The organism is Pseudomonas sp. ZT5P21, from assembly GCF_054897785.1.
On record NZ_CM142705.1, the window covers coordinates 2,208,278 to 2,225,882 of the forward strand.

17 protein-coding genes are annotated in these 17,605 nt (G+C 59.4%); 4 read left to right on the plus strand and 13 right to left on the minus strand.

Annotated features, from left to right (window positions below; genetic code table 11):
- The first annotated feature begins 89 nt into the window (after positions 1–89).
- Entirely contained in the window at positions 90–845 is a 756-nt protein-coding gene (locus ACYZT9_RS10185) for a spermidine synthase (RefSeq protein ID WP_462009668.1), read from the plus strand.
- 157 nt (positions 846–1,002) lie between these two features.
- Here the strand turns inward: ACYZT9_RS10185 and ACYZT9_RS10190 are convergent, their stop codons facing one another.
- Positions 1,003–1,794, minus strand: a complete 792-nt coding sequence (locus tag ACYZT9_RS10190) for a crotonase/enoyl-CoA hydratase family protein (protein ID WP_462009669.1) — start codon at positions 1,792–1,794, stop codon at positions 1,003–1,005.
- Positions 1,795–2,226: 432 nt separating this feature from the next.
- Between ACYZT9_RS10190 and ACYZT9_RS10195 the strand changes: the two genes are divergently transcribed.
- Positions 2,227–3,900 carry a DEAD/DEAH box helicase gene (locus tag ACYZT9_RS10195; protein ID WP_462009670.1) on the plus strand — a complete coding sequence of 558 codons (1,674 nt, stop codon included), beginning with the start codon at positions 2,227–2,229 and terminating at the stop codon, positions 3,898–3,900.
- A gap of 120 nt (positions 3,901–4,020) precedes the next feature.
- Here ACYZT9_RS10195 and ACYZT9_RS10200 read toward each other — a convergent pair whose 3' ends face one another.
- The 7 genes from ACYZT9_RS10200 to minC form a co-directional block, all read right to left on the minus strand.
- Positions 4,021–4,197: a hypothetical protein gene (locus tag ACYZT9_RS10200; RefSeq protein WP_008031437.1), complete on the minus strand. Its 177-nt coding sequence runs from the start codon at positions 4,195–4,197 to the stop codon at positions 4,021–4,023.
- A 196-nt stretch (positions 4,198–4,393) separates the two neighbouring features.
- Positions 4,394–5,683, minus strand: a complete 1,290-nt coding sequence (locus ACYZT9_RS10205) for a M18 family aminopeptidase (RefSeq protein ID WP_462009671.1) — start codon at positions 5,681–5,683, stop codon at positions 4,394–4,396.
- Positions 5,684–5,758: 75 nt separating this feature from the next.
- The gene (locus tag ACYZT9_RS10210) at positions 5,759–6,865 is read right to left on the minus strand and encodes a hypothetical protein (RefSeq protein WP_462009672.1); all 1,107 of its coding nucleotides are present in this window, start codon (positions 6,863–6,865) and stop codon (positions 5,759–5,761) included.
- A 44-nt stretch (positions 6,866–6,909) separates the two neighbouring features.
- Positions 6,910–7,545 (minus strand): RluA family pseudouridine synthase, encoded by a 636-nt coding sequence (locus ACYZT9_RS10215; RefSeq protein ID WP_084319932.1) that lies wholly within the window; start codon positions 7,543–7,545, stop codon positions 6,910–6,912.
- A 181-nt stretch (positions 7,546–7,726) separates the two neighbouring features.
- Entirely contained in the window at positions 7,727–7,981 is a 255-nt protein-coding gene (gene minE, locus ACYZT9_RS10220) for a cell division topological specificity factor MinE (RefSeq protein ID WP_007944431.1), read from the minus strand.
- On the minus strand, positions 7,981–8,793 hold the full coding sequence (gene minD, locus ACYZT9_RS10225; protein WP_028624193.1) for a septum site-determining protein MinD: 813 nt from the start codon (positions 8,791–8,793) through the stop codon (positions 7,981–7,983). The genes minE and minD overlap by 1 nt, the downstream gene beginning before the upstream one ends.
- A gap of 202 nt (positions 8,794–8,995) precedes the next feature.
- Positions 8,996–9,733, minus strand: a complete 738-nt coding sequence (gene minC, locus ACYZT9_RS10230; RefSeq protein ID WP_462009673.1) for a septum site-determining protein MinC — start codon at positions 9,731–9,733, stop codon at positions 8,996–8,998.
- Positions 9,734–9,851: 118 nt separating this feature from the next.
- Here minC and ACYZT9_RS10235 point away from each other — a divergent pair, with 118 nt between their 5' ends.
- A complete protein-coding gene (locus ACYZT9_RS10235; protein ID WP_462009674.1) occupies positions 9,852–10,784 on the plus strand; it encodes a lipid A biosynthesis lauroyl acyltransferase in 933 nt (310 codons plus the stop codon).
- A gap of 171 nt (positions 10,785–10,955) precedes the next feature.
- Positions 10,956–12,128 (plus strand): patatin-like phospholipase family protein, encoded by a 1,173-nt coding sequence (locus ACYZT9_RS10240; RefSeq protein ID WP_462009675.1) that lies wholly within the window; start codon positions 10,956–10,958, stop codon positions 12,126–12,128.
- A gap of 116 nt (positions 12,129–12,244) precedes the next feature.
- Here the strand turns inward: ACYZT9_RS10240 and ACYZT9_RS10245 are convergent, their stop codons facing one another.
- The 5 genes from ACYZT9_RS10245 to alc all read right to left on the minus strand — a co-directional run bounded on the left by ACYZT9_RS10245 (position 12,245) and on the right by alc (position 17,562).
- Positions 12,245–13,030, minus strand: coding sequence for an outer membrane protein OmpK (locus tag ACYZT9_RS10245; protein WP_462009676.1), 786 nt, complete (start codon positions 13,028–13,030; stop codon positions 12,245–12,247).
- 375 nt (positions 13,031–13,405) lie between these two features.
- The gene (locus ACYZT9_RS10250; protein WP_462009677.1) at positions 13,406–14,191 is read right to left on the minus strand and encodes an outer membrane protein OmpK; all 786 of its coding nucleotides are present in this window, start codon (positions 14,189–14,191) and stop codon (positions 13,406–13,408) included.
- A 408-nt stretch (positions 14,192–14,599) separates the two neighbouring features.
- Positions 14,600–15,892 carry a urate hydroxylase PuuD gene (locus tag ACYZT9_RS10255; protein ID WP_462009678.1) on the minus strand — a complete coding sequence of 431 codons (1,293 nt, stop codon included), beginning with the start codon at positions 15,890–15,892 and terminating at the stop codon, positions 14,600–14,602.
- Positions 15,893–15,942: 50 nt separating this feature from the next.
- The gene (locus ACYZT9_RS10260) at positions 15,943–16,446 is read right to left on the minus strand and encodes an ureidoglycolate lyase (protein WP_462009679.1); all 504 of its coding nucleotides are present in this window, start codon (positions 16,444–16,446) and stop codon (positions 15,943–15,945) included.
- Positions 16,447–16,566: 120 nt separating this feature from the next.
- The gene (gene alc / locus ACYZT9_RS10265; RefSeq protein WP_348123679.1) at positions 16,567–17,562 is read right to left on the minus strand and encodes an allantoicase; all 996 of its coding nucleotides are present in this window, start codon (positions 17,560–17,562) and stop codon (positions 16,567–16,569) included.
- Positions 17,563–17,605 lie beyond the last annotated feature (43 nt).

A 17,605-nucleotide genomic window follows, 5' to 3' on the forward strand; every position in this document is an offset into this window, starting at 1 on the left:
GTTCCCGTCGCTTCGCGGACAATCGCGCTTTTACCGCTTGATGTTGCGGTGCATTGCGTTGCCGGGCCCGGTAACGATCAGGAGACGAAATGACTGAGGAACGCGTCGAGCATCTGCTCGCCGAGGTGCAGGACGAGTTCGGCATAATTCGTGTGCTGGAAGTGGCCGACTACCGATTTCTCGAGTTCGGTGATGCCATCGAACAGAGCTGCGTGTTCACCGCCGACCCGAGCTGGCTCGAATACGATTACACCCGGGCGATGCTGATCGGCGCCTTGTGCCACGAACAGCCGGACAGCGCGTTGTTCCTCGGTCTCGGTGCGGGCACGCTGACTCAGGCCTGCCTGAAGTTCCTGCCGCTGGAAGATGTCGAGGCCATCGAACTGCGCCCCGACGTGCCGCGGCTGGCCATCGAATACCTTGGGCTGGATGACGATCCTCGGCTGTACATCCGGGTTGGCGATGCGCTGGAACTGCTCGATACCGCAGAGCCGGCGGACCTGATTTTCGTCGACCTCTATACCGATGTCGGGCCGGGTGTCGGGCACCTGGCCTGGAATTTCCTGGAAAACTGTCAGAAGCGCTTGAATCCGGGTGGCTGGCTGGTGATTAACCAGTGGGCCACCGACGACGGCAAACCGTTGGGCGCGGCGTTGTTGCGCGGGCTTTATCATCGGCATTACTGGGAGCTGCCGGTGAAGGAGGGCAATGTGATTCTGATCGTGCCTTCGGAACTGGATCAGAATCTGGACATGAACGGGTTGGTTGCGCGTGCTGAAGCGTTGGCGCCGCAGCTGGGGTATTCGTTGCAGTCGTTGATCAAGGCGATTCGCCCGGCGACTTGATGCAATGAGGGTCATCTGTGGCGAGGGAGCTTGCTCCCGCTTGACCGAGCTGGCGCACCAGTGCGCAGCACTCACAAAATCTCTTGATTGCCAGGATTTTCTAGGGCCGCTTCGCAGCCCAGCGGGAGCAAGCTCCCTCGCCACAGAAGAAGGCTTATCAGCAGCCTTTGAACACGCCCGGCCGTTTCTCGATCATCGACCGCACACCCTCCTTCGCATCCTCACTCGCCAATAATTTCTTCACCAACGGCGGCAATCCCAGCGCCGCCGCTGTTTCCCCCTCATAACGTGCCTGTCGCGCCGACATCAACGTAGCCTGAACCCCCAGTGGTGCCTGCCGGGCAATCCGCTCCGCCAGTTCAATCGCCCGCGGCAGCAAATCCTCGCTGGCCATGACTTCCTGCACCAACCCCAGATGCAGCGCGTCATGGGCATCGAACTCATCGCCGGTCAGCAGCCAGCGCATGGCATTGCCCCAGCCTGCAACCTGATGCAGGCGCAACGTCGCGCCGCCAAACGGGAAGATCCCGCGCTGTACTTCTTTCTGGGCAAATCGGGTGTTGCTCGCGCAAAGGTTAATGTCGGCGGCCAGCATCAGCTCGATGCCAATGGTCAGGCAGTAGCCTTGCGCGGCGACGATCACCGGTTTACTGACTCGGGGACCTGCAAACACACCCCACGGATCGCACCCCCCGGGCGGCGCTTGCCAGCCTTCGGCTAGGGTCGCGCTGGCATTGACCAGGTCGAGCCCGGCGGTGAAATGTTCGCCGTGACCGAACACCACCGCCACCCGCGCCTCGCTGTCGGCCTCGAGTTCGCCGTAGGCCAGGCTGAGGGCGTTGAGCAGGTCGAGATCAAAGGCGTTGCACTTGGCCACCCGATCCAGGCCGATCAACAGGACATGGCCGTGCCGTTCGCAGGTCACACGGCTGGTAACGGGTTGATTCATCGAGCAATTCCTCGGGCGGGAAGGTCTGTGAAGGGGAAGGCGAGGCCGCAGGTCTGCGTCACAGCGGTGAAGCGTTTTAGCGCCATCGCCAGCAGGGCCGGGCCTTTGAAAAATAGACGGCTCCACGATTATCCGCAAAGCCTGTGACATAACGGTGTATGCGTCAGTTTTCCGACAAATAATGCTCCCTTTCCGGGCGAATTCCGGTATAGTGCGCGCCGGCCTTTAACCGGGCCGCGTTTAGGTAGCGCAATTTCCCGAAGTCAGCTTCGGCTGCACGTCCGTACAGCGGACTCTCCCTTGACGAATCTTTTTCATTCATTCGTTTTCGCAAATCCCCGCCGACAAAGCAGCCAGGGCGACTCTTGAGTCTTACACGGCATGCGCAGCTTTGGAGCATGGGTCTTTGCGGATGCACTTAGAGGCAGACCCATGACCCAGGAAACCGGCGGCTTCGCCGCTTTTAATCTTAATCCGAATATTCTTGCAGCCGTCATCGCGACTGGCTACGAAGAGCCTTCGGCAATTCAGCAGCAATCGATCCCGATCATCATGGCCGGTCACGACATGATTGGTCAGGCGCAAACCGGTACGGGTAAAACCGCCGCGTTCGCCCTGCCGATCCTGCACCGCATCGATCCTGCAAAGCGCGAGCCGCAAGCCCTGATCCTGGCGCCAACCCGTGAGTTGGCGCTGCAAGTAGCAACCGCTTTCGAAACCTACGCCAAGCAAATGCCGGGCGTTACCGTTGTGGCCGTTTACGGCGGCGCGCCTATGGGCCCACAACTGAAAGCAATCCGTAATGGCGCACAGATCGTTGTCGCCACGCCGGGCCGTCTGTGCGACCACCTGCGTCGTGACGAAAAAGTACTGGCGACCGTGAACCACCTGGTTCTCGACGAAGCCGACGAAATGCTCAAACTGGGTTTCATGGACGACCTCGAAGTCATCTTCAAGGCCTTGCCTGCAACCCGTCAGACCGTATTGTTCTCGGCCACCCTGCCGCAGTCGATCCGTGCCATTGCCGAGCGCCATCTGCGCGATCCGCAACACGTGAAGATCCAGACCAAGACTCAGACCGTTACCGCGATCGAACAGGCTCACCTGTTGGTTCACGCTGACCAGAAGACCTCGGCTGTGTTGAGCCTGCTGGAAGTGGAAGACTTCGACGCCCTGATCATGTTCGTGCGCACCAAGCAAGCGACCCTGGACCTGGCCAGTGCTCTGGAAGCCAAGGGCTACAAAGCCGCTGCGCTGAACGGTGACATTGCCCAGAATCAGCGTGAGCGCGTGATCGAATCCCTCAAGGATGGCCGTCTGGACATCGTTGTGGCGACCGACGTTGCTGCTCGGGGCCTGGACGTTCCGCGCATCACTCACGTGTTCAACGTTGACATGCCGTACGATCCGGAATCCTACGTTCACCGTATCGGCCGTACCGGCCGTGCCGGTCGCGAAGGTCGTGCACTGCTGCTGGTGACTCCACGTGAGCGCCGCATGCTGCAAGTGATCGAGCGCGTAACCGGTCAGAAGGTTGCCGAAGTTCGGCTGCCGGACGCTCAGGCTGTTCTCGATGCCCGCATCAAGAAGCTGACTAACAGCCTGTCGCCGCTGGTTGGCGATGCCGAATCGACTCACGGTGACCTGCTGGATCGCCTGACTGCCGACATCGGTTGCACGCCGCGTGCACTGGCCGCTGCTCTGCTGCGCAAGGCAACCAACGCTCAGGCGTTGACCCTGGCTGCGATCGAGAAAGAACGTCCGCTGGTGCCGAACAACGCACCGCGTGGCGATCGTCCAGAGCGTACCGGTGATCGTCCGGACCGTGGTGATCGTGAGCGTCGCGCTCCGGTACCATTGGCCGAAGGTCGTGCCCGTTGCCGTACCGCGCTGGGTGCGCGTGATGGTATCGCTGCGAAAAACCTGCTGGGCGCCATCCTCAACGAAGGTGGTCTGGCGCGTGAAGCCATCGGTCGCATCCAGGTGCGTGACAGCTTCAGCCTCGTTGAGCTGCCGGAAGATGGTCTGGAGCGTCTGCTGACCAAGCTGAAGGACACTCGCGTTGCCGGTAAGCAGTTGAAGCTGCGTCGCTATCGCGAAGATTGATCCGCTCTCGGGCTGATTGATCGAACATAGAAAATCCCCGACTGGTACGGGGATTTTTTATGCCTGCGTTTTGGCGCCGCAAGAAAAAAACACGGCAGGGTAAAAAGACGAGCGAGCGCTTTATTCGTTGAGTTTGGCGAGGATCTTGAAGACGACGGTGGCGAGGATAGTCAGCATGCCTATCCACATCGCGAACACGCCGGCATTTTTGTCACGGAAATTGAAGCCAATGGCCAGCAGGATCATCCCGGCAAGAATCGGGATCAGCATGGCGTGAAACGAAGACATCGAGATCATGGGCGACTGCCTTGTCAGGAGGGATGAGTCAAGTCTAGGTGGCTTTCGGGTGGGCGGTGGTGATGTGTATCGGAAATGAGTCAGTGCAAACATGAAGTTTGCGTTGTTCGAGCTGCCGTCTTCGCGAGCAAGCCCGCTCCCACTCTGGAATGCATTCCAATGTGGAAGCGGGCTTGCTCGCGAAGCTTTTCAGGGTTTATGGCAATTCCTGGGAGGCGTAAAACGCGCTCAGCACTTTCACCAGGTGCGCCAGGTCATGGCTGCCGCACAGCTCGCGGATCGAGTGCATGGCGAACGTCGGCAGGCCGATGTCCACGGTGCGCACGCCCAGGTGGCTGGCGGTGATCGGGCCGATGGTCGAACCGCAGCCCATGTCGCTGCGTACCACGAAACTTTGTACCGGCACTTCCTCGGCCATGCACAGATGGCGGAAGAACCCGGCGGTTTCGCTGTTGGTGGCGTAGCGTTGGTTGCTGTTGACCTTGATCACCGGGCCGGCATTGAGTTTCGGGCCGTGGTTGGCGTCGTGCTTGTCGGCGTAGTTGGGATGCACGCCGTGGGCGTTGTCGGCCGAGACCAGCAGGGATTTTTGAATGGTCCGTACGAATTCGTCACCCTCAGGCAACAGGCGACGCAGGGTCTGCTCAAGCATCGGGCCGTCGGCGCCACAGGCCGAGCAGGAGCCGACTTCTTCGTGGTCGTTACAGACCAGCACGCAGGTTTCGTCGGTTTCAGTCGTCAGCAAGGCTTGCAGGCCGGCGTAGCACGACAGCAGATTGTCCAGGCGTGCGCCGGCGATGAAGTCGCCATGCAGGCCAATGACCGCCGCGCTTTGGGTGTCGTAGAAGCTCAACTCGTAATCGAGCACCACATCGGCGTTCAAGCCATGTTCAAGCGCCAGCTGGTTGGTAAGCACGGCACGAAAGTCCACGCGCTCATCACCGGCAAACTGCGCAAGGATCGGCGGCAGTTCGGTCTGGGCGTTGATGGCCCAGCCCATGTTGGCTTCACGATTGAGGTGAATGGCCAGGTTCGGGATGATCGCGATCGGTGCCTTGAAGTCGATCAGCTGGCTCTCGACCTTGCCGTCGCGGCGGAAGGTCACGCGGCCAGCCAAAGACAGATCCCGGTCGAACCAGGGAGCCAGTAGCGCACCGCCGTAGACTTCGACACCCAGCTGCCAGAAACCCTGGCGCTGCAGTTCCGGCTGGGGTTTGACTCGCAGGCACGGGCTGTCGGTGTGGGCGCCGACCAAGCGAATGCCGCCGTGCAGCGGTGAGTGACGGCCCATCTTGAACGCGACGATCGAAGAGTCGTTGCGGGTGACGTAGTAACGGCCGTTGGCTTCGGTGTTCCAGGGCTCGCGTTCGTCGAGCCGCTGATAACCCGCCGCTTCCAGGCGCTGAACAAGGCTGGCGGTGGCATGGAATGGGGTAGGGGAGGCCTTGAGGAAATCGATCAGGCCTTGGTTCAACTCTTCGCGCATAAGTAGCTCCAGACAGCAATGGCGCCAGTTTAACGTATTGGCTTGGGGCTTTGGGCGTGACGTTCGCCGCAGGCGTCAACCCGCTGCGGCGATCCGTTTTTTCAAGTACTTCATGATGATCTGCTCATCTCCAGGCTTCTCGGGCCTGGCCAATTGTTTGGGCCAGCCATTTTGATGAGCGCCCACTAGCGCTTTCTGACGGTCATGGTCCCAGCGAAGAATTTCACGTGAGGCACATTCCCACCATTCGTGTCGGCATGCTGCATAGTACGGATTATCGGGCGCCGCACTCCCGTACAGCAGATCACGACCGACTTTCCTCAGCGCGCCGTTCTGGTTGCGCAACTTCCACTTGATTTTCAGTCGCTTCCAGGCTGATGGATACGGTTTGACCCGCGGTACATCGCGGCACCATTCCACCAGGTCCGGGCTGAACTGTTCGCCGTGCCGGGAGAAGAACAACGCCTGCATCTCGTGGAAGAAGCGTTTTTCCGCGAAGTAGTGGTAGACGTATTTTCTTGCTTCGCGCACGGGCTTGTCCCGCATCGCGAACGACAGGGCGATTTGTTCGATCGTGTGGATATCAAAGCTGCCGCGGGTCCATTCGTCGATGGAGCGGATCGACGCTTCCAGCAGGGGCGCGTCGCCATCGGTTACCCCGCAGAGTCCGCTGTTGTACAGTTTGAAACCGTGATCCGGAGTAACGCCGTGAGTGCGCAGGCATTCGCCGAGCTTCAAATAGTCGTGGCGCTCGCAGACGTCCCGCCAGTGGTATTCGAAGCGATCCATCAGGTAGTGGCCGGGCTTGATCTGTTTGAAGATCTGGTTCGGGTCGCTGGTGAACAGCGTGTCGGTATCGACGAACAGGGTTTTTTCCGCGAGCTTCAGACCGGCGGCGATGGCGCAGGCCTTGCGGCGATGGTGATAGCCGTTTTCGCCCTGCCACAGGGTCAGTGTTTCCTGGGGCAGTGTGACGGTTTCTACCGGCCAGCCAGCGTAGTCCTGCGGACGATCCGTGAGGATTCTGATGCTCGGCAACTTGCCGTTTTTCGCATGGGACAGCGCCGTCAAAATACTGAACTTGGCTTCGCGCCGGTAAACGTCCTGATTGCCGTAAACCAAATAGAGCAGTTGATGGCGGGTTTTCTCGAAGGGCGTTGCCAAGGATTCAGTACAACTCATTCTGTTTGGTCCTGATTTTAAGCGGTCAGCCTTGAGGCAAAAAATTAAAACGGTGCCGGACATTCGAAACGCAGACGTTCGCCGGTCTGGGGATGAGTGAAGCTGAGCATGCTCGCGTGCAGGCACAGCCGTGGCCAGGCGGCCAGGGCCTGCTCATGGGCATAGAGACCGTCGCCCAATAGCGGATGGCCGATGGAGAGCATGTGCACGCGCAACTGATGGGAGCGGCCGGTGATCGGCGTCAGTTCAACGCGGCACCAGTCACCGCAGCGTTCGAGCACGCGCCAGAACGTCAGGGCGTTTTTGCCGAACTCGTGGTCCACCACGTGGCGCGGTTTGGTCGGCGGATCGTAGCGCAAGGGCAGATCGATGCTGCCGCTGTCCAGTTCCGGTTGACCCCAGCAGAGTGCGGTGTAGGCCTTTTCGGTTTCGCGATCGTGAAATTGCCGAGACAATTCGCGATGGGTGTCCGGGTCGCGGGCCAGCAGAATGATGCCGGACGTTTCCCAGTCCAGACGATGGACGATGCGTGCTTCCGGGTAGCCGTTTTCTTGCAGGCGCGTGATCAGGCAGTCCTTGTTGTCGTCGGCCCGGCCAGGGACGGAAAGCAACAGAGTCGGTTTATCCACCACCAGTACGGCGGCGTCCTGATGGATGATGCGGATGTTGGACAGCGGCATTTAAAACAGCCTCGTAACAAACGCCAACGGCGACTCAGGCTATCGCTATCCCCTGTAGGAGCGAGCTTGCTCGCGATGATCTGTCAGTTACATTGATATCGACTGACACACCATCGCGAGCAAGCTCGCTCCTACAGAGGGCACGAAGAGCCTGAGCCGCCGTGGCTCCAGCCGGAGCGACTCAGCGATCCGGCAGGGTGATATTGAGTTCCAGAATCGAGCAGCTACCCTGGTTTTCCAGGGCGACGTGCACGTCATCGGACCCGATATTGACGTACTTGCGGATCACCTCGACCAATTCCTTCTGCAAGGCGGGCAGGTAGTCCGGCGTACTGCGTTGGCCGCGTTCATGCGCCACGATGATCTGTAGACGCTCTTTCGCTACCGAGGCGGTACTTGGCTTCTTGTTAGCACGAAAGAAGTCAAAAATGTTCATTACCGGCCTCCAAACAGACGCTCAAAGAATCCTTTCTTCGTTACATCGAGAAACCGATGCTCCACGGTTTTGCCCAGCAGGCGATCGACGGCATCGCTGTACGCCTGACCGGCGTCGCTCTGGTCGTCGAGAATCACCGGCACGCCGGAGTTGGACGCCTTGAGTACCGCCTGGGACTCTGGAATCACACCCAGCAGGGTCACGGCGAGAATTTCCTTGACGTCTTCGACGCCGAGCATTTCGCCGTCACTGACGCGTTGCGGGTTGTAGCGGGTCAGCAACAAGTGTTCCTTGATCGGGTCTTCGCCGTTTTCAGCGCGACGCGATTTGCTGGCCAGCAGGCCGAGCATGCGGTCCGAGTCACGAACCGAGGACACTTCCGGGTTGGTCACGACAATCGCTTCATCGGCGAAGTACATGGCCAGGTGAGCACCTTTTTCGATGCCGGCCGGGGAGTCGCAGACCACGAACTCGAAGTCTTCCTTCAACGCCATCAGGACTTTTTCCACGCCTTCGACGGTCAGCGCGTCTTTGTCGCGGGTCTGACTGGCGGCCAGCACGTAGAGGTTTTCCAGGCGTTTGTCTTTGATCAGGGCCTGTTGCAGGTTGGCTTCGCCGTTGACTACGTTGACGAAGTCATACACGACACGACGCTCGCAACCCATGATCAAGTCGAGGTTACGCAAACCGACGTCGAAGTCGACGATAACTGTTTTGTGACCGCGCAGTGCGAGGCCGGTACCGATAGCAGCACTGGTGGTGGTCTTACCCACACCACCCTTGCCGGATGTAACCACTAGAATCTTGGCCAAGGTGTTTCACCCCTAAGGAAAAAGGACATTTAGCCCCTGAAAAACATCTCTATAAAAAACGACTGCAGTCGGACAGCCTTGGCTGGAATCCGGCCCTTAACCGCGCTTACCCCCGGTAAACACTGCTTTTGGCCTTTTTCCTACTTCGTTTGAGCCGTTTTCGCTACGTTTTAGAGATGCTTGGAAAATGCGGCAGTATCCGTTAAAGCCGAATGATGTTCAACACATCACCTGACAGGCTGACCTGTACGCCCGCACCCCATAAAGGGTCGCGCCGCAGATCTTCCGAAACCTTGTAGTGGCCAGCGATGGAGACCAGTTCAGCGCTCATTTGCTGACAGAAAATCCTGGCTTTCGTGTCGCCCCTGACCCCAGCCAATACACGACCGCGCATCGGGCCGTATACATGGATGTTGCCGTCGGCGAGAAGTTCCGCCCCCGGGCTGACCGACGAGATCACGATAAGGTCGCAACCCTGCGCGTAAATCTGCTGACCCCCGCGTACGGGTGACGTAATGATTTTCGTCGGTTTGATCGTTGGTTCAGGCGGTTTTTCCGGTTTTTTCGCAATGACGCCCTCAAGCGGGTCCAGCGGCCGCTCGCGAGCGCCGGACGGCGGCAGCACCGGCAGGTCGACAGCGATGGCGGCGGCAATGTCTTCGATGCGGCTGGCGCGGATCGCCAGGGTACGCAGCCCGTGCTGGCGACAGACGCGCATCAGGCCTGGCAGATCGACCGCGCCTTCGCTGGCCGGAAGCTTGTCCAGCGCCAGTACCAGCGGCGCGTTGCTGAAGAAGCCAGGCGCCTGGGCGACTTTGGCGGCCAGTTGCCGATCGAGGCTCTCGAGGTCGTTGCGGGCCAGCTCCAGCACCGTAATGGCGAGCATGCTGCCCTTCAACTGGAACACGGGAACTTGGTCTAGCGGGTCGGTTTGGCTCATGGTCGGCATACAACGGCTTGTCACTAAAAGTGCCGAGACTTATAACGAGAACGCTCGCCAGCCGCAAGCCGGGTCGAACGATGTAGAATGCGCGGCCATCGTCTTTCCGGAAGCTTCAATGGATCGCCCGCGTTTTCGAAAAACATTTCTGATGCCGCGTTTCTGGCCGCTGTGGTGTGGGCTGGGGCTGTTGTGGCTAATTGTTCAATTGCCGTATCCGGTGTTGCTGTTTATCGGTCGCGCCTTGGGCGCACTGATGTATCGCGTGGCCGGCGACCGACGGCGCATTGCCAAACGCAACCTGGAACTGTGCTTCCCTGAAAAATCCGCCGCCGAGCGCAAACGCCTGCTCAAGGAAAACTTTGCTTCCACCGGCATCGCTTTCTTTGAAATGGCCATGAGCTGGTGGTGGTCCCGGGAGCGTCTGGCGAAACTGGCCCATGTCGAAGGGCTGGAGTATCTGAAGAAAGCCCAGCGCGACGGCAAGGGCGTGATTCTCATGGCCGTGCATTTCACCACGCTGGAAATCGGCGCGGCGTTGCTCGGTCAACAACACACCATCGACGGCATGTACCGCGAGCACAAGAACCCGCTGTTCGATTACATCCAGCGCAGTGGCCGCGAGCGACACAACCTCGACTCGCTGGCCGTGGAACGTGAAGACGTGCGCGGCATGCTCAAACTGCTGCGGGCCGGCCGGGCGATCTGGTACGCACCGGATCAGGACTATGGCGCCAAGCAAAGCGTCTTCGTGCCGCTGTTCGGCATTCAGGCTGCGACCGTCACCGCCACCAGCAAGTTTGCGCGGCTGGGCAAGGCGCTGGTGGTGCCGTTCACCCAGGAACGTCTGGCGGACGGCAGCGGTTATCGACTGGTGATCCATGCACCGCTTGAGGGTTTTCCCGGCGAGACCGAAGAGGCCGATTGCCTGCGGATCAATCAATGGGTCGAAGGCGTGCTGCGCGACTGCCCTGAGCAATATCTCTGGGCCCATCGCCGTTTCAAGAGCCGTCCGCCGGGCGAACCCAAACTGTACGCAAAACGCGGTTGAATCACCGATCCCCTGTAGGAGCAGCCGGTCGACACTCGATTGCTCGCGAAAAATATGAGAGCGCCGTGGGGTATCAGGCTGCCCGCGTCATCGTTAACCACCATCGCGAGCAAGCTCGCTCCTACAAGGGTTTGAGCAATGATATCGGATCAAGCACCATGGAGTGTTGCGATGAGTCCTGCTGAACCGGTTACAGGGTTGATTCTTTCCGGCGGCGGGGCTCGGGCGGCCTATCAGGTCGGCGTGCTGGCGGCGATTGCCGAACTGTTGCCCTTGGGGGCAGACAATCCGTTTCCGGTGATCGTCGGCACCTCGGCCGGGGCGATCAACGCGGTCAGCCTCGCCAGTGGCGCAATGGACTTTCGTGGCGCGGTCGAGCGTCTGACCGCTTTCTGGCAGGGTTTGCGCAGTCATCTGGTATTGCGCAGCGACTGGCCAGGGGTGATCCATCAGGCCGGACGGTTTGTCAGCCGCAGCTTGCTCGGGATTGGTGCTCCGGTACCCGTGGCGTTGCTCAACAGCTCACCGTTGCGCGGGCTGCTCGACGCCAAACTGCACATGACCGGCATCGCCGAAGCCATCGCGCACAAGCAGTTGCAGGCCGTCGCAGTCACTGCGTTCGGTTACGAGTCCGGTCAGGCCGTCACGTTCTATCAGGGCGGTGGCACCATCAACGCGTGGTTGCGTCATCGGCGCATCGGCGTGCCCACACAGTTGACTGTCGAGCACCTGCTCGCCAGCTCCGCCATTCCACTGCTGTTTTCGCCTGTCAAAATCGGCGAAGAATATTTCGGCGACGGCGCAGTTCGCCAATCAGCGCCGATCAGCCCGGCCCTGCACCTGGGCGCCAGCCGCGTGCTGGTGGTGGGCGTCAGTGGCAACCCGCGCGGGGTCGACCCGGAGCAACCACTGCAACGCGCCTACACCGGCCAGCAACCGACGCTCGCGCAGATCGGTGGGCACATGCTCAACAGCACGTTCATCGACAGCCTGGAAAGTGACATCGAGTTGCTGCAACGGCTCAATCAATTCGGCCATCTGATGCCCGACGGCACGCCGACCCGTGCGCTCGGCGTCGCGCCGGTGGAGGTGCTGGTGATTTCGCCGAGCCAGCCGATCGATGAAATTGCGGCGCGTCACCGTCAGGAATTGCCGGCGGCGTTGCGTCTGTTTTTAAGGGGGCCGGGGGCCACCAAGACCAGTGGGGCGGGTGTGTTGAGTTACCTGCTGTTCGAGGCGGGGTATTGCAGCGAGTTGATTGATCTGGGGCGACGGGATGCGTTGGCCAAGCGCGGGGAGTTGTGCCGGTTTCTTGGATTGGTGGAGCCGGTCATTCCCGCATGAGATGTGTGGTGTGGCCTTCGCGGGCAAGCCTCGTCCTACAAGTGATGTGTCCTTCACCGAATATGTGAACGACGCAAAACTTGTAGGAGCGAGGCTTGCCCGCGAAGCTTTTTCGATCAGAAGTGGACTTTCACCAGGAAGCTCGTGACGCTCTGATCAGTCTTGAAGACCTGGCTGTCTTCAATCCCGTACTTGTCCGACCAATAGTCATACTCCACACCGACATACAACTGCTTCTCACCAAAATTCAGCGCTTTACCCAAGTCATATTTGACCTGCGGGTTGAAGTGCAGGTTGGCGTGGTAGTCGCCTTTGGAGCCGGAATCGTTGTCGACCACCCAGTCCATGAAACCATCGATCAGGATGTTCGAGTCGCCCACCGGGATGGTGTAGGACCAGGCCGGGGTGATTTGCCAGACGTTGTCGCCCGCGCGGCTGCCTTCGGTGTGACGTTGGTAGAAGTTCAGCTGGAAGTAATCGAAGCCCGGGATGGCCAGGTCGAAACCCGGACCGATCAGGTAGGACTCGGTGTCGTTTTCACCGAACTCGTACGTCATGGCCAACAGTACGTCCTTGATTGGGCCGAGTTCCAGTTTCTGGTCGAAAATCTTGCCGAACGACAGGCGTGGGCTGAACTCGCCGTAGTGGGTGTTCTTGCCTGCGAAGGCGTCTTCCTTGCCGTTGTAGAAGATCTTGTCGATGAAGAAGAAGTTATCCCCGTACTCCCAGCCATCGGCGTGTTCGAACGTCACGGTCTGCTGAATGCGCGGGTTGACCTGAAAGTCCTTGCCATAGAGATAGGTCAGGCTGTTGTTCTGCCATTGCAGCAAGTCACCGGCCATGGCTTGGCCCCCGGCCAGCAAGGATCCCGCCAGCATCAAGCTAGTGCACGTACGTTTCATTCGGTTGCTCCCAAAAAGTAGGTGTTCCACGTTATTTTTTTAAAGTCGGCGCTCTGGTGTGGCGCCTTTCTCTGTAGCGGTAAAAAAAATCATCCAATCGGTCAGCTTCAGTGCTGTTAGCAAGAGCTGCGCCAAGGCTTTCGAAAAGCAAAAAACTCCCATTCGACGGCTCAAGAGCGGTCGATTGAGAGGGGGATGGAATGCCTTGATACCGTCCAGAGCCGGGATAAGTTGGCTTTCTGGTCAGGAACTGAATCCGGGCTTTTTTTTAAAGCGGATTCGGGCGGCCGCGGAGAATACTGACTCCTTGGCCAGGTCTCAAGTGCCCCGCAACGGCGCACCGACGACAGGTGTGGGGCACGGTTGCGGGCCATCTTAAAAATGCACCTTCACCAGCAGGCTGGCGGTGTTTTGGTGGGTGTCGAGGTTCGCGCTGTTTTCGACTCCGTACTTGTTTTTCCAATAGCTGTATTCAGTACCGACGTAGAACTGTTTCTGACTCCAGCCCAGCGCTTTGCCGAGGTCATATTTGATCTGCGGATTGATGTGCAGGTTGGCGTGGTAGGTGCCGCGAGCGTTCTGATCGTTGTCCACCACCCAGTCCAGGTAACCGTCGATCAACAGATCCGAGTTGCCTACGGGAATGCGGTAGGACCAGGCGGGCGTGATCTGCCAGACACCATCGCCGGGGCGCGGACCTTCGGTCTGGCGGCGATAGAAGTTCAACGTGAAATAGTTGAAGCCTGGTACGGCGAGATCGAAACCGGGGCCGATAAGGTAGGCCTCACTTTCGCCTTCGCCATACTCGTAAGTCATGGCGAGCAACACGTCTTTGATCGGGCCGTATTCGAAACGGCGGTCGAAGATCTTGCCGAAGGACAGGCGTGGGCTGAACTCGCCGTAGAACGCGTGCGGACCTTTATTACGGTCTTCCTGGCCGTTATAGAAGATCTTGTCGACGAACAGGAAGTTGTCGCCGTACTTCCATTTATCGGCGTGCTCAAACGTCACTGTCTGCTGGATCGACGGGTTGATCGCGAAGTTCTTGCCGTACAAATAGCTCAGGCTGTTGGTCTGCCACAGCAAAAAATCGCCGGCCATGGCTTGGCTGGCGGCCAGAAAACCACCGCCCAACAGCATGTTTTTCTGCGTCCGAATCATCTGTTGCTCCCTTTTGTTTTTATTGTTGAGGCGCAGGCAGCCACCGACCTGTGGGAGCGGGCTTGCTCGCGAAGAGGCCATCAGCTTCAAAACGACCGTTGACTGATACACCGCTTTCGCGAGCAAGCCCGCTCCCACAGGTTTTGTGTCGTGCCTGTTAGTTCGAGTGAGCTTGGCAGTCGTTGAATTGAATGGCGGGTGCGTCGGGGATGCGCGCTTGGGATAGCTCGGACATGCAACACCTCGGATTTTTTTTATTGTTGTGATTTTTTGCGTCAGGGTGATCTGTGGCGAGGGAGCTTGCTCCCGCTGGGTCGCGAAGCGGCCCCACAATGGGACTGCTGCGCAGTCCAGCGGGAGCAAGCTCCCTCGCCACAAAAGCCCGCTTGTCACAGGGCTTGGTGTTGCTTAGTTGGTCGGGGCTCCCTGAACAATCCACGCGCCGATCAGGTCACGTTCCTGCTGGGTCATCTGGGTGATGTTTCCCAGTGGCATGATCTGACTCGTGACCGCTTGAGCCTGGATGCGCGCCGCGTTCTGGCGGATCTGCTCGGGGGTGTCGAACATCACGCCGGCCGGTGCGGCGCTGAACAGCGGGCTGGTCGGTTTGGCCGAATGGCACACGGTGCAACGTTCCTGGATCACGTTATGCACCTGGTCGAAACCCGGTGCGGCGTTGGCGGCTTGAGCCGGCGCTTCAGCCGGTTTCGCAACGGCAGCTTTGCCTCCGCCGCCGAGGGCGGTTTCCGGCAGTGGCTGGTACTCGATGGTGCCCGCTGCCTTGGCCACTTCAGGTGCGCTCGGCATTTGCGCCGGGCCGGTCACGTAGGCCAGGCAAATCATGCCCACCGCTGCGGCGGGCAGGGTCCAGGCAAACTTGTGGCTGTCGTGACGGGTGTTGAAGTAATGACGCACCAGCACCGCCAGCACCGCGATCCCGGCCAGGATCAGCCAGTTGTACTGACTGCCGTAGGTGCTCGGGAAGTGGTTGCTGATCATGATGAACAGCACCGGCAAGGTGAAGTAGTTGTTGTGACGTGAACGCAGCAAGCCTTTGGCCGGCAACGCCGGATCCGGCGTGCGGTTCTCGGCAATCGCCGCCACCAGTGCGCGCTGCGCCGGCATGATGATACGGAACACGTTGCCGACCATGACGGTGCCAATGATCGCGCCGACGTGCAGGTACGCACCGCGGCCGCTGAACACTTTGCTGAAGCCGTACGCAGCGCCGATGATCAGCACGAACAGGATGAAGCCGAGCAGCGCAGGGCGTTTGCCCAGGGCCGAGTCGCAGAGGAAGGAGTAGACGAACCAGCCGATGAACAACGAGGCAATGCCCAGGGCAACACCTTCAGGGCCGGTCAGGCTGCTTCCCGGTGCCAGCAGGTACAACGTCGGGTTGGAGTAGAACACCACGCACAGCAGCGCGACCCCCGACAGCCAAGTGAAGTAGGCTTCCCATTTGAACCAGTGCAGGTTGTCCGGCATGGTCGGTGGGGCCAGTTTGTATTTTTCCAGGTGGTAGATGCCGCCGCCGTGGATCGCCCACAAATCACCGGCCAGACCACTTTTCGGGTTGACCCGATTGAGGTTGTTTTCCAGCCAGACGAAATAGAACGACGCACCGATCCAGGCCACGCCAGTAATCATGTGAACCCAGCGCACGCTCAGGTTCAGCCATTCCAACAGATGTGCTTCCACAGTCTTTACCTCTCGCCTGTCACTCTGTTGTCGAGTGATCAGACCTTCTCTTATTGGTGGGGGGCGAGGATCAAACGCTCATCCTCTTTGAAAAAATGCTCATCGCAGTTATTACCTGTGCCACTGCGATCAACCACCAGGAAGTCATCCCGCTTTTCGATCGTCAGCACCGGGTGGTGCCAGACGCCGCGATGGTAATTGATGCCCTGCCTGCCGTTGGTGACGAAGGCGCGGACCAAGCCTGATACAGGTTCATCGCCAAGTGGCGCAACCACGATCAGAAAGGGGTTGCCGAGCAGCGGAATGAAAGCCTGGCTGCCCAGCGGGTGACGCTCCAGCATGCAGACGGTCAGCGGCATGTCCTGCGCGTCGGCGCGGAAAATGCTGATGATCGCGTTGTCCTCTGGCGTGGCGGTTTGCACCGTCGCCAGTTTGTGAAAGCGCATGGTCGAACCGTTGTTGATCATGAAGTGCTCGCTGCCGTCGGTTTCGATCACGTCACCGAAAGGGGCGAAGGCTTCTTTGGTCAGCGGTTCAATGGTCAGTGTGCGCATGCTGGTCTTCTTTTCCGAATTCTGTGTTGTTAGTTTTGACGTCTTCGCGAGCAAGCCCGCTCCCACATTTGGAATGCATTCCCCTGTGGGAGCGGGCTTGCTCGCGAATGGCCTCACCGCTTACTTCGCGACCTTGCCGAGAACGCGCAGGCGGCTCACACCACCGTCCGGGAACACGTTCAGACGGATGTGGGTGATTGGCCCCAGCGCCTTGATCTGCTCGGCAAAGGTGTGTTCGGCGTGCATTTCCAGCTTCTGCGCAGGCAGCAGTTCGCGCCAGAACAGCGATTGGGTTTCGATCTGGCTGTCGGTACCGCCCTTGACGAACGCACCCTGAATCGAGCACGTGTCCGGGTAGTTGCCCTTGAAATGCAGGGTGTCGACGATGACTTTCTCGATCTCGCCGGCATGACCCAGTGCGACGATCACCCAGTCATTGCCCGGCGTGCGACGACGCGCGGTTTCCCAGCCGTCGCCCATGTTGATGCCACGGCCCGGGTTGAGGATGTTGCTCATGCGGCCGAAGTGTTCGTCGGAGCAGGCGAGGGCGCGGCCACCGTTGAGGGCTGCGGCCAGGTCGACCTGCTCGTTGTCACCCACAGCAGACCAGTCGCGGAACGGAACACCGTAAACACGCAGACGGGCCACGCCACCATCCGGGTAGATGTTGAAGCGCAGGTGGCTGAAAGCCTGATCATTGCTGATTTCGTGGTAGTGGTGGCTGTTGCCTTGCAGCTCGACGGCGGACAGCACTTCCGTCCACTGGGTGTTGTCGTCCGGTTCGCCCGAGGCCAGGAAGCAGGCTTCCAGCGAAGCCGACGGCGGAAAGTTGCCGGTGAAGAATGAAGTGTCGATGTCCACGCCTTTGATCGAACCCGGAACGCCCAGACGGATCACCGCGCTGTCGTAGCCTTCGAAGCGCTTGCGGCGCGACTCCCAGCCGTCCATCCACTTGCCGTTGTCATCGAACACGCCTTCTTTCCATACGGCCGGGGTCGGCTGGAAAAGACGGTTGGCGTCTGCAAACCAGTCATCGGTGACCGAGATGATTTTGGTGCCCAGACGGGCGTCGGCCAGGTTGACGAACTTCTCGAAAGGTACGGCGTAAGCTTTCATTCTTCTTGTCTGCCTTTAATAAGTTGGCTTGGGATGCTTGCAG

Excerpts from the sequence above, each read along its gene's own strand:
- ACYZT9_RS10185 (WP_462009668.1), top strand. The coding sequence starts at position 90 with ATGACTGAGGAACGCGTCGAGCATCTGCTCGCCGAGGTGCAGGACGAG.
- ACYZT9_RS10190 (WP_462009669.1), bottom strand. The coding sequence starts at position 1,794 with ATGAATCAACCCGTTACCAGCCGTGTGACCTGCGAACGGCACGGCCAT.
- ACYZT9_RS10195 (WP_462009670.1), top strand. The coding sequence starts at position 2,227 with ATGACCCAGGAAACCGGCGGCTTCGCCGCTTTTAATCTTAATCCGAAT.
- ACYZT9_RS10200 (WP_008031437.1), bottom strand. The coding sequence starts at position 4,197 with ATGATCTCGATGTCTTCGTTTCACGCCATGCTGATCCCGATTCTTGCC.
- ACYZT9_RS10205 (WP_462009671.1), bottom strand. The coding sequence starts at position 5,683 with ATGCGCGAAGAGTTGAACCAAGGCCTGATCGATTTCCTCAAGGCCTCC.
- ACYZT9_RS10210 (WP_462009672.1), bottom strand. The coding sequence starts at position 6,865 with ATGAGTTGTACTGAATCCTTGGCAACGCCCTTCGAGAAAACCCGCCAT.
- ACYZT9_RS10215 (WP_084319932.1), bottom strand. The coding sequence starts at position 7,545 with ATGCCGCTGTCCAACATCCGCATCATCCATCAGGACGCCGCCGTACTG.
- minE (WP_007944431.1), bottom strand. The coding sequence starts at position 7,981 with ATGAACATTTTTGACTTCTTTCGTGCTAACAAGAAGCCAAGTACCGCC.
- minC (WP_462009673.1), bottom strand. The coding sequence starts at position 9,733 with ATGAGCCAAACCGACCCGCTAGACCAAGTTCCCGTGTTCCAGTTGAAG.
- ACYZT9_RS10235 (WP_462009674.1), top strand. The coding sequence starts at position 9,852 with ATGGATCGCCCGCGTTTTCGAAAAACATTTCTGATGCCGCGTTTCTGG.
- ACYZT9_RS10240 (WP_462009675.1), top strand. The coding sequence starts at position 10,956 with ATGAGTCCTGCTGAACCGGTTACAGGGTTGATTCTTTCCGGCGGCGGG.
- ACYZT9_RS10245 (WP_462009676.1), bottom strand. The coding sequence starts at position 13,030 with ATGAAACGTACGTGCACTAGCTTGATGCTGGCGGGATCCTTGCTGGCC.
- ACYZT9_RS10250 (WP_462009677.1), bottom strand. The coding sequence starts at position 14,191 with ATGATTCGGACGCAGAAAAACATGCTGTTGGGCGGTGGTTTTCTGGCC.
- ACYZT9_RS10260 (WP_462009679.1), bottom strand. The coding sequence starts at position 16,446 with ATGCGCACACTGACCATTGAACCGCTGACCAAAGAAGCCTTCGCCCCT.
- alc (WP_348123679.1), bottom strand. The coding sequence starts at position 17,562 with ATGAAAGCTTACGCCGTACCTTTCGAGAAGTTCGTCAACCTGGCCGAC.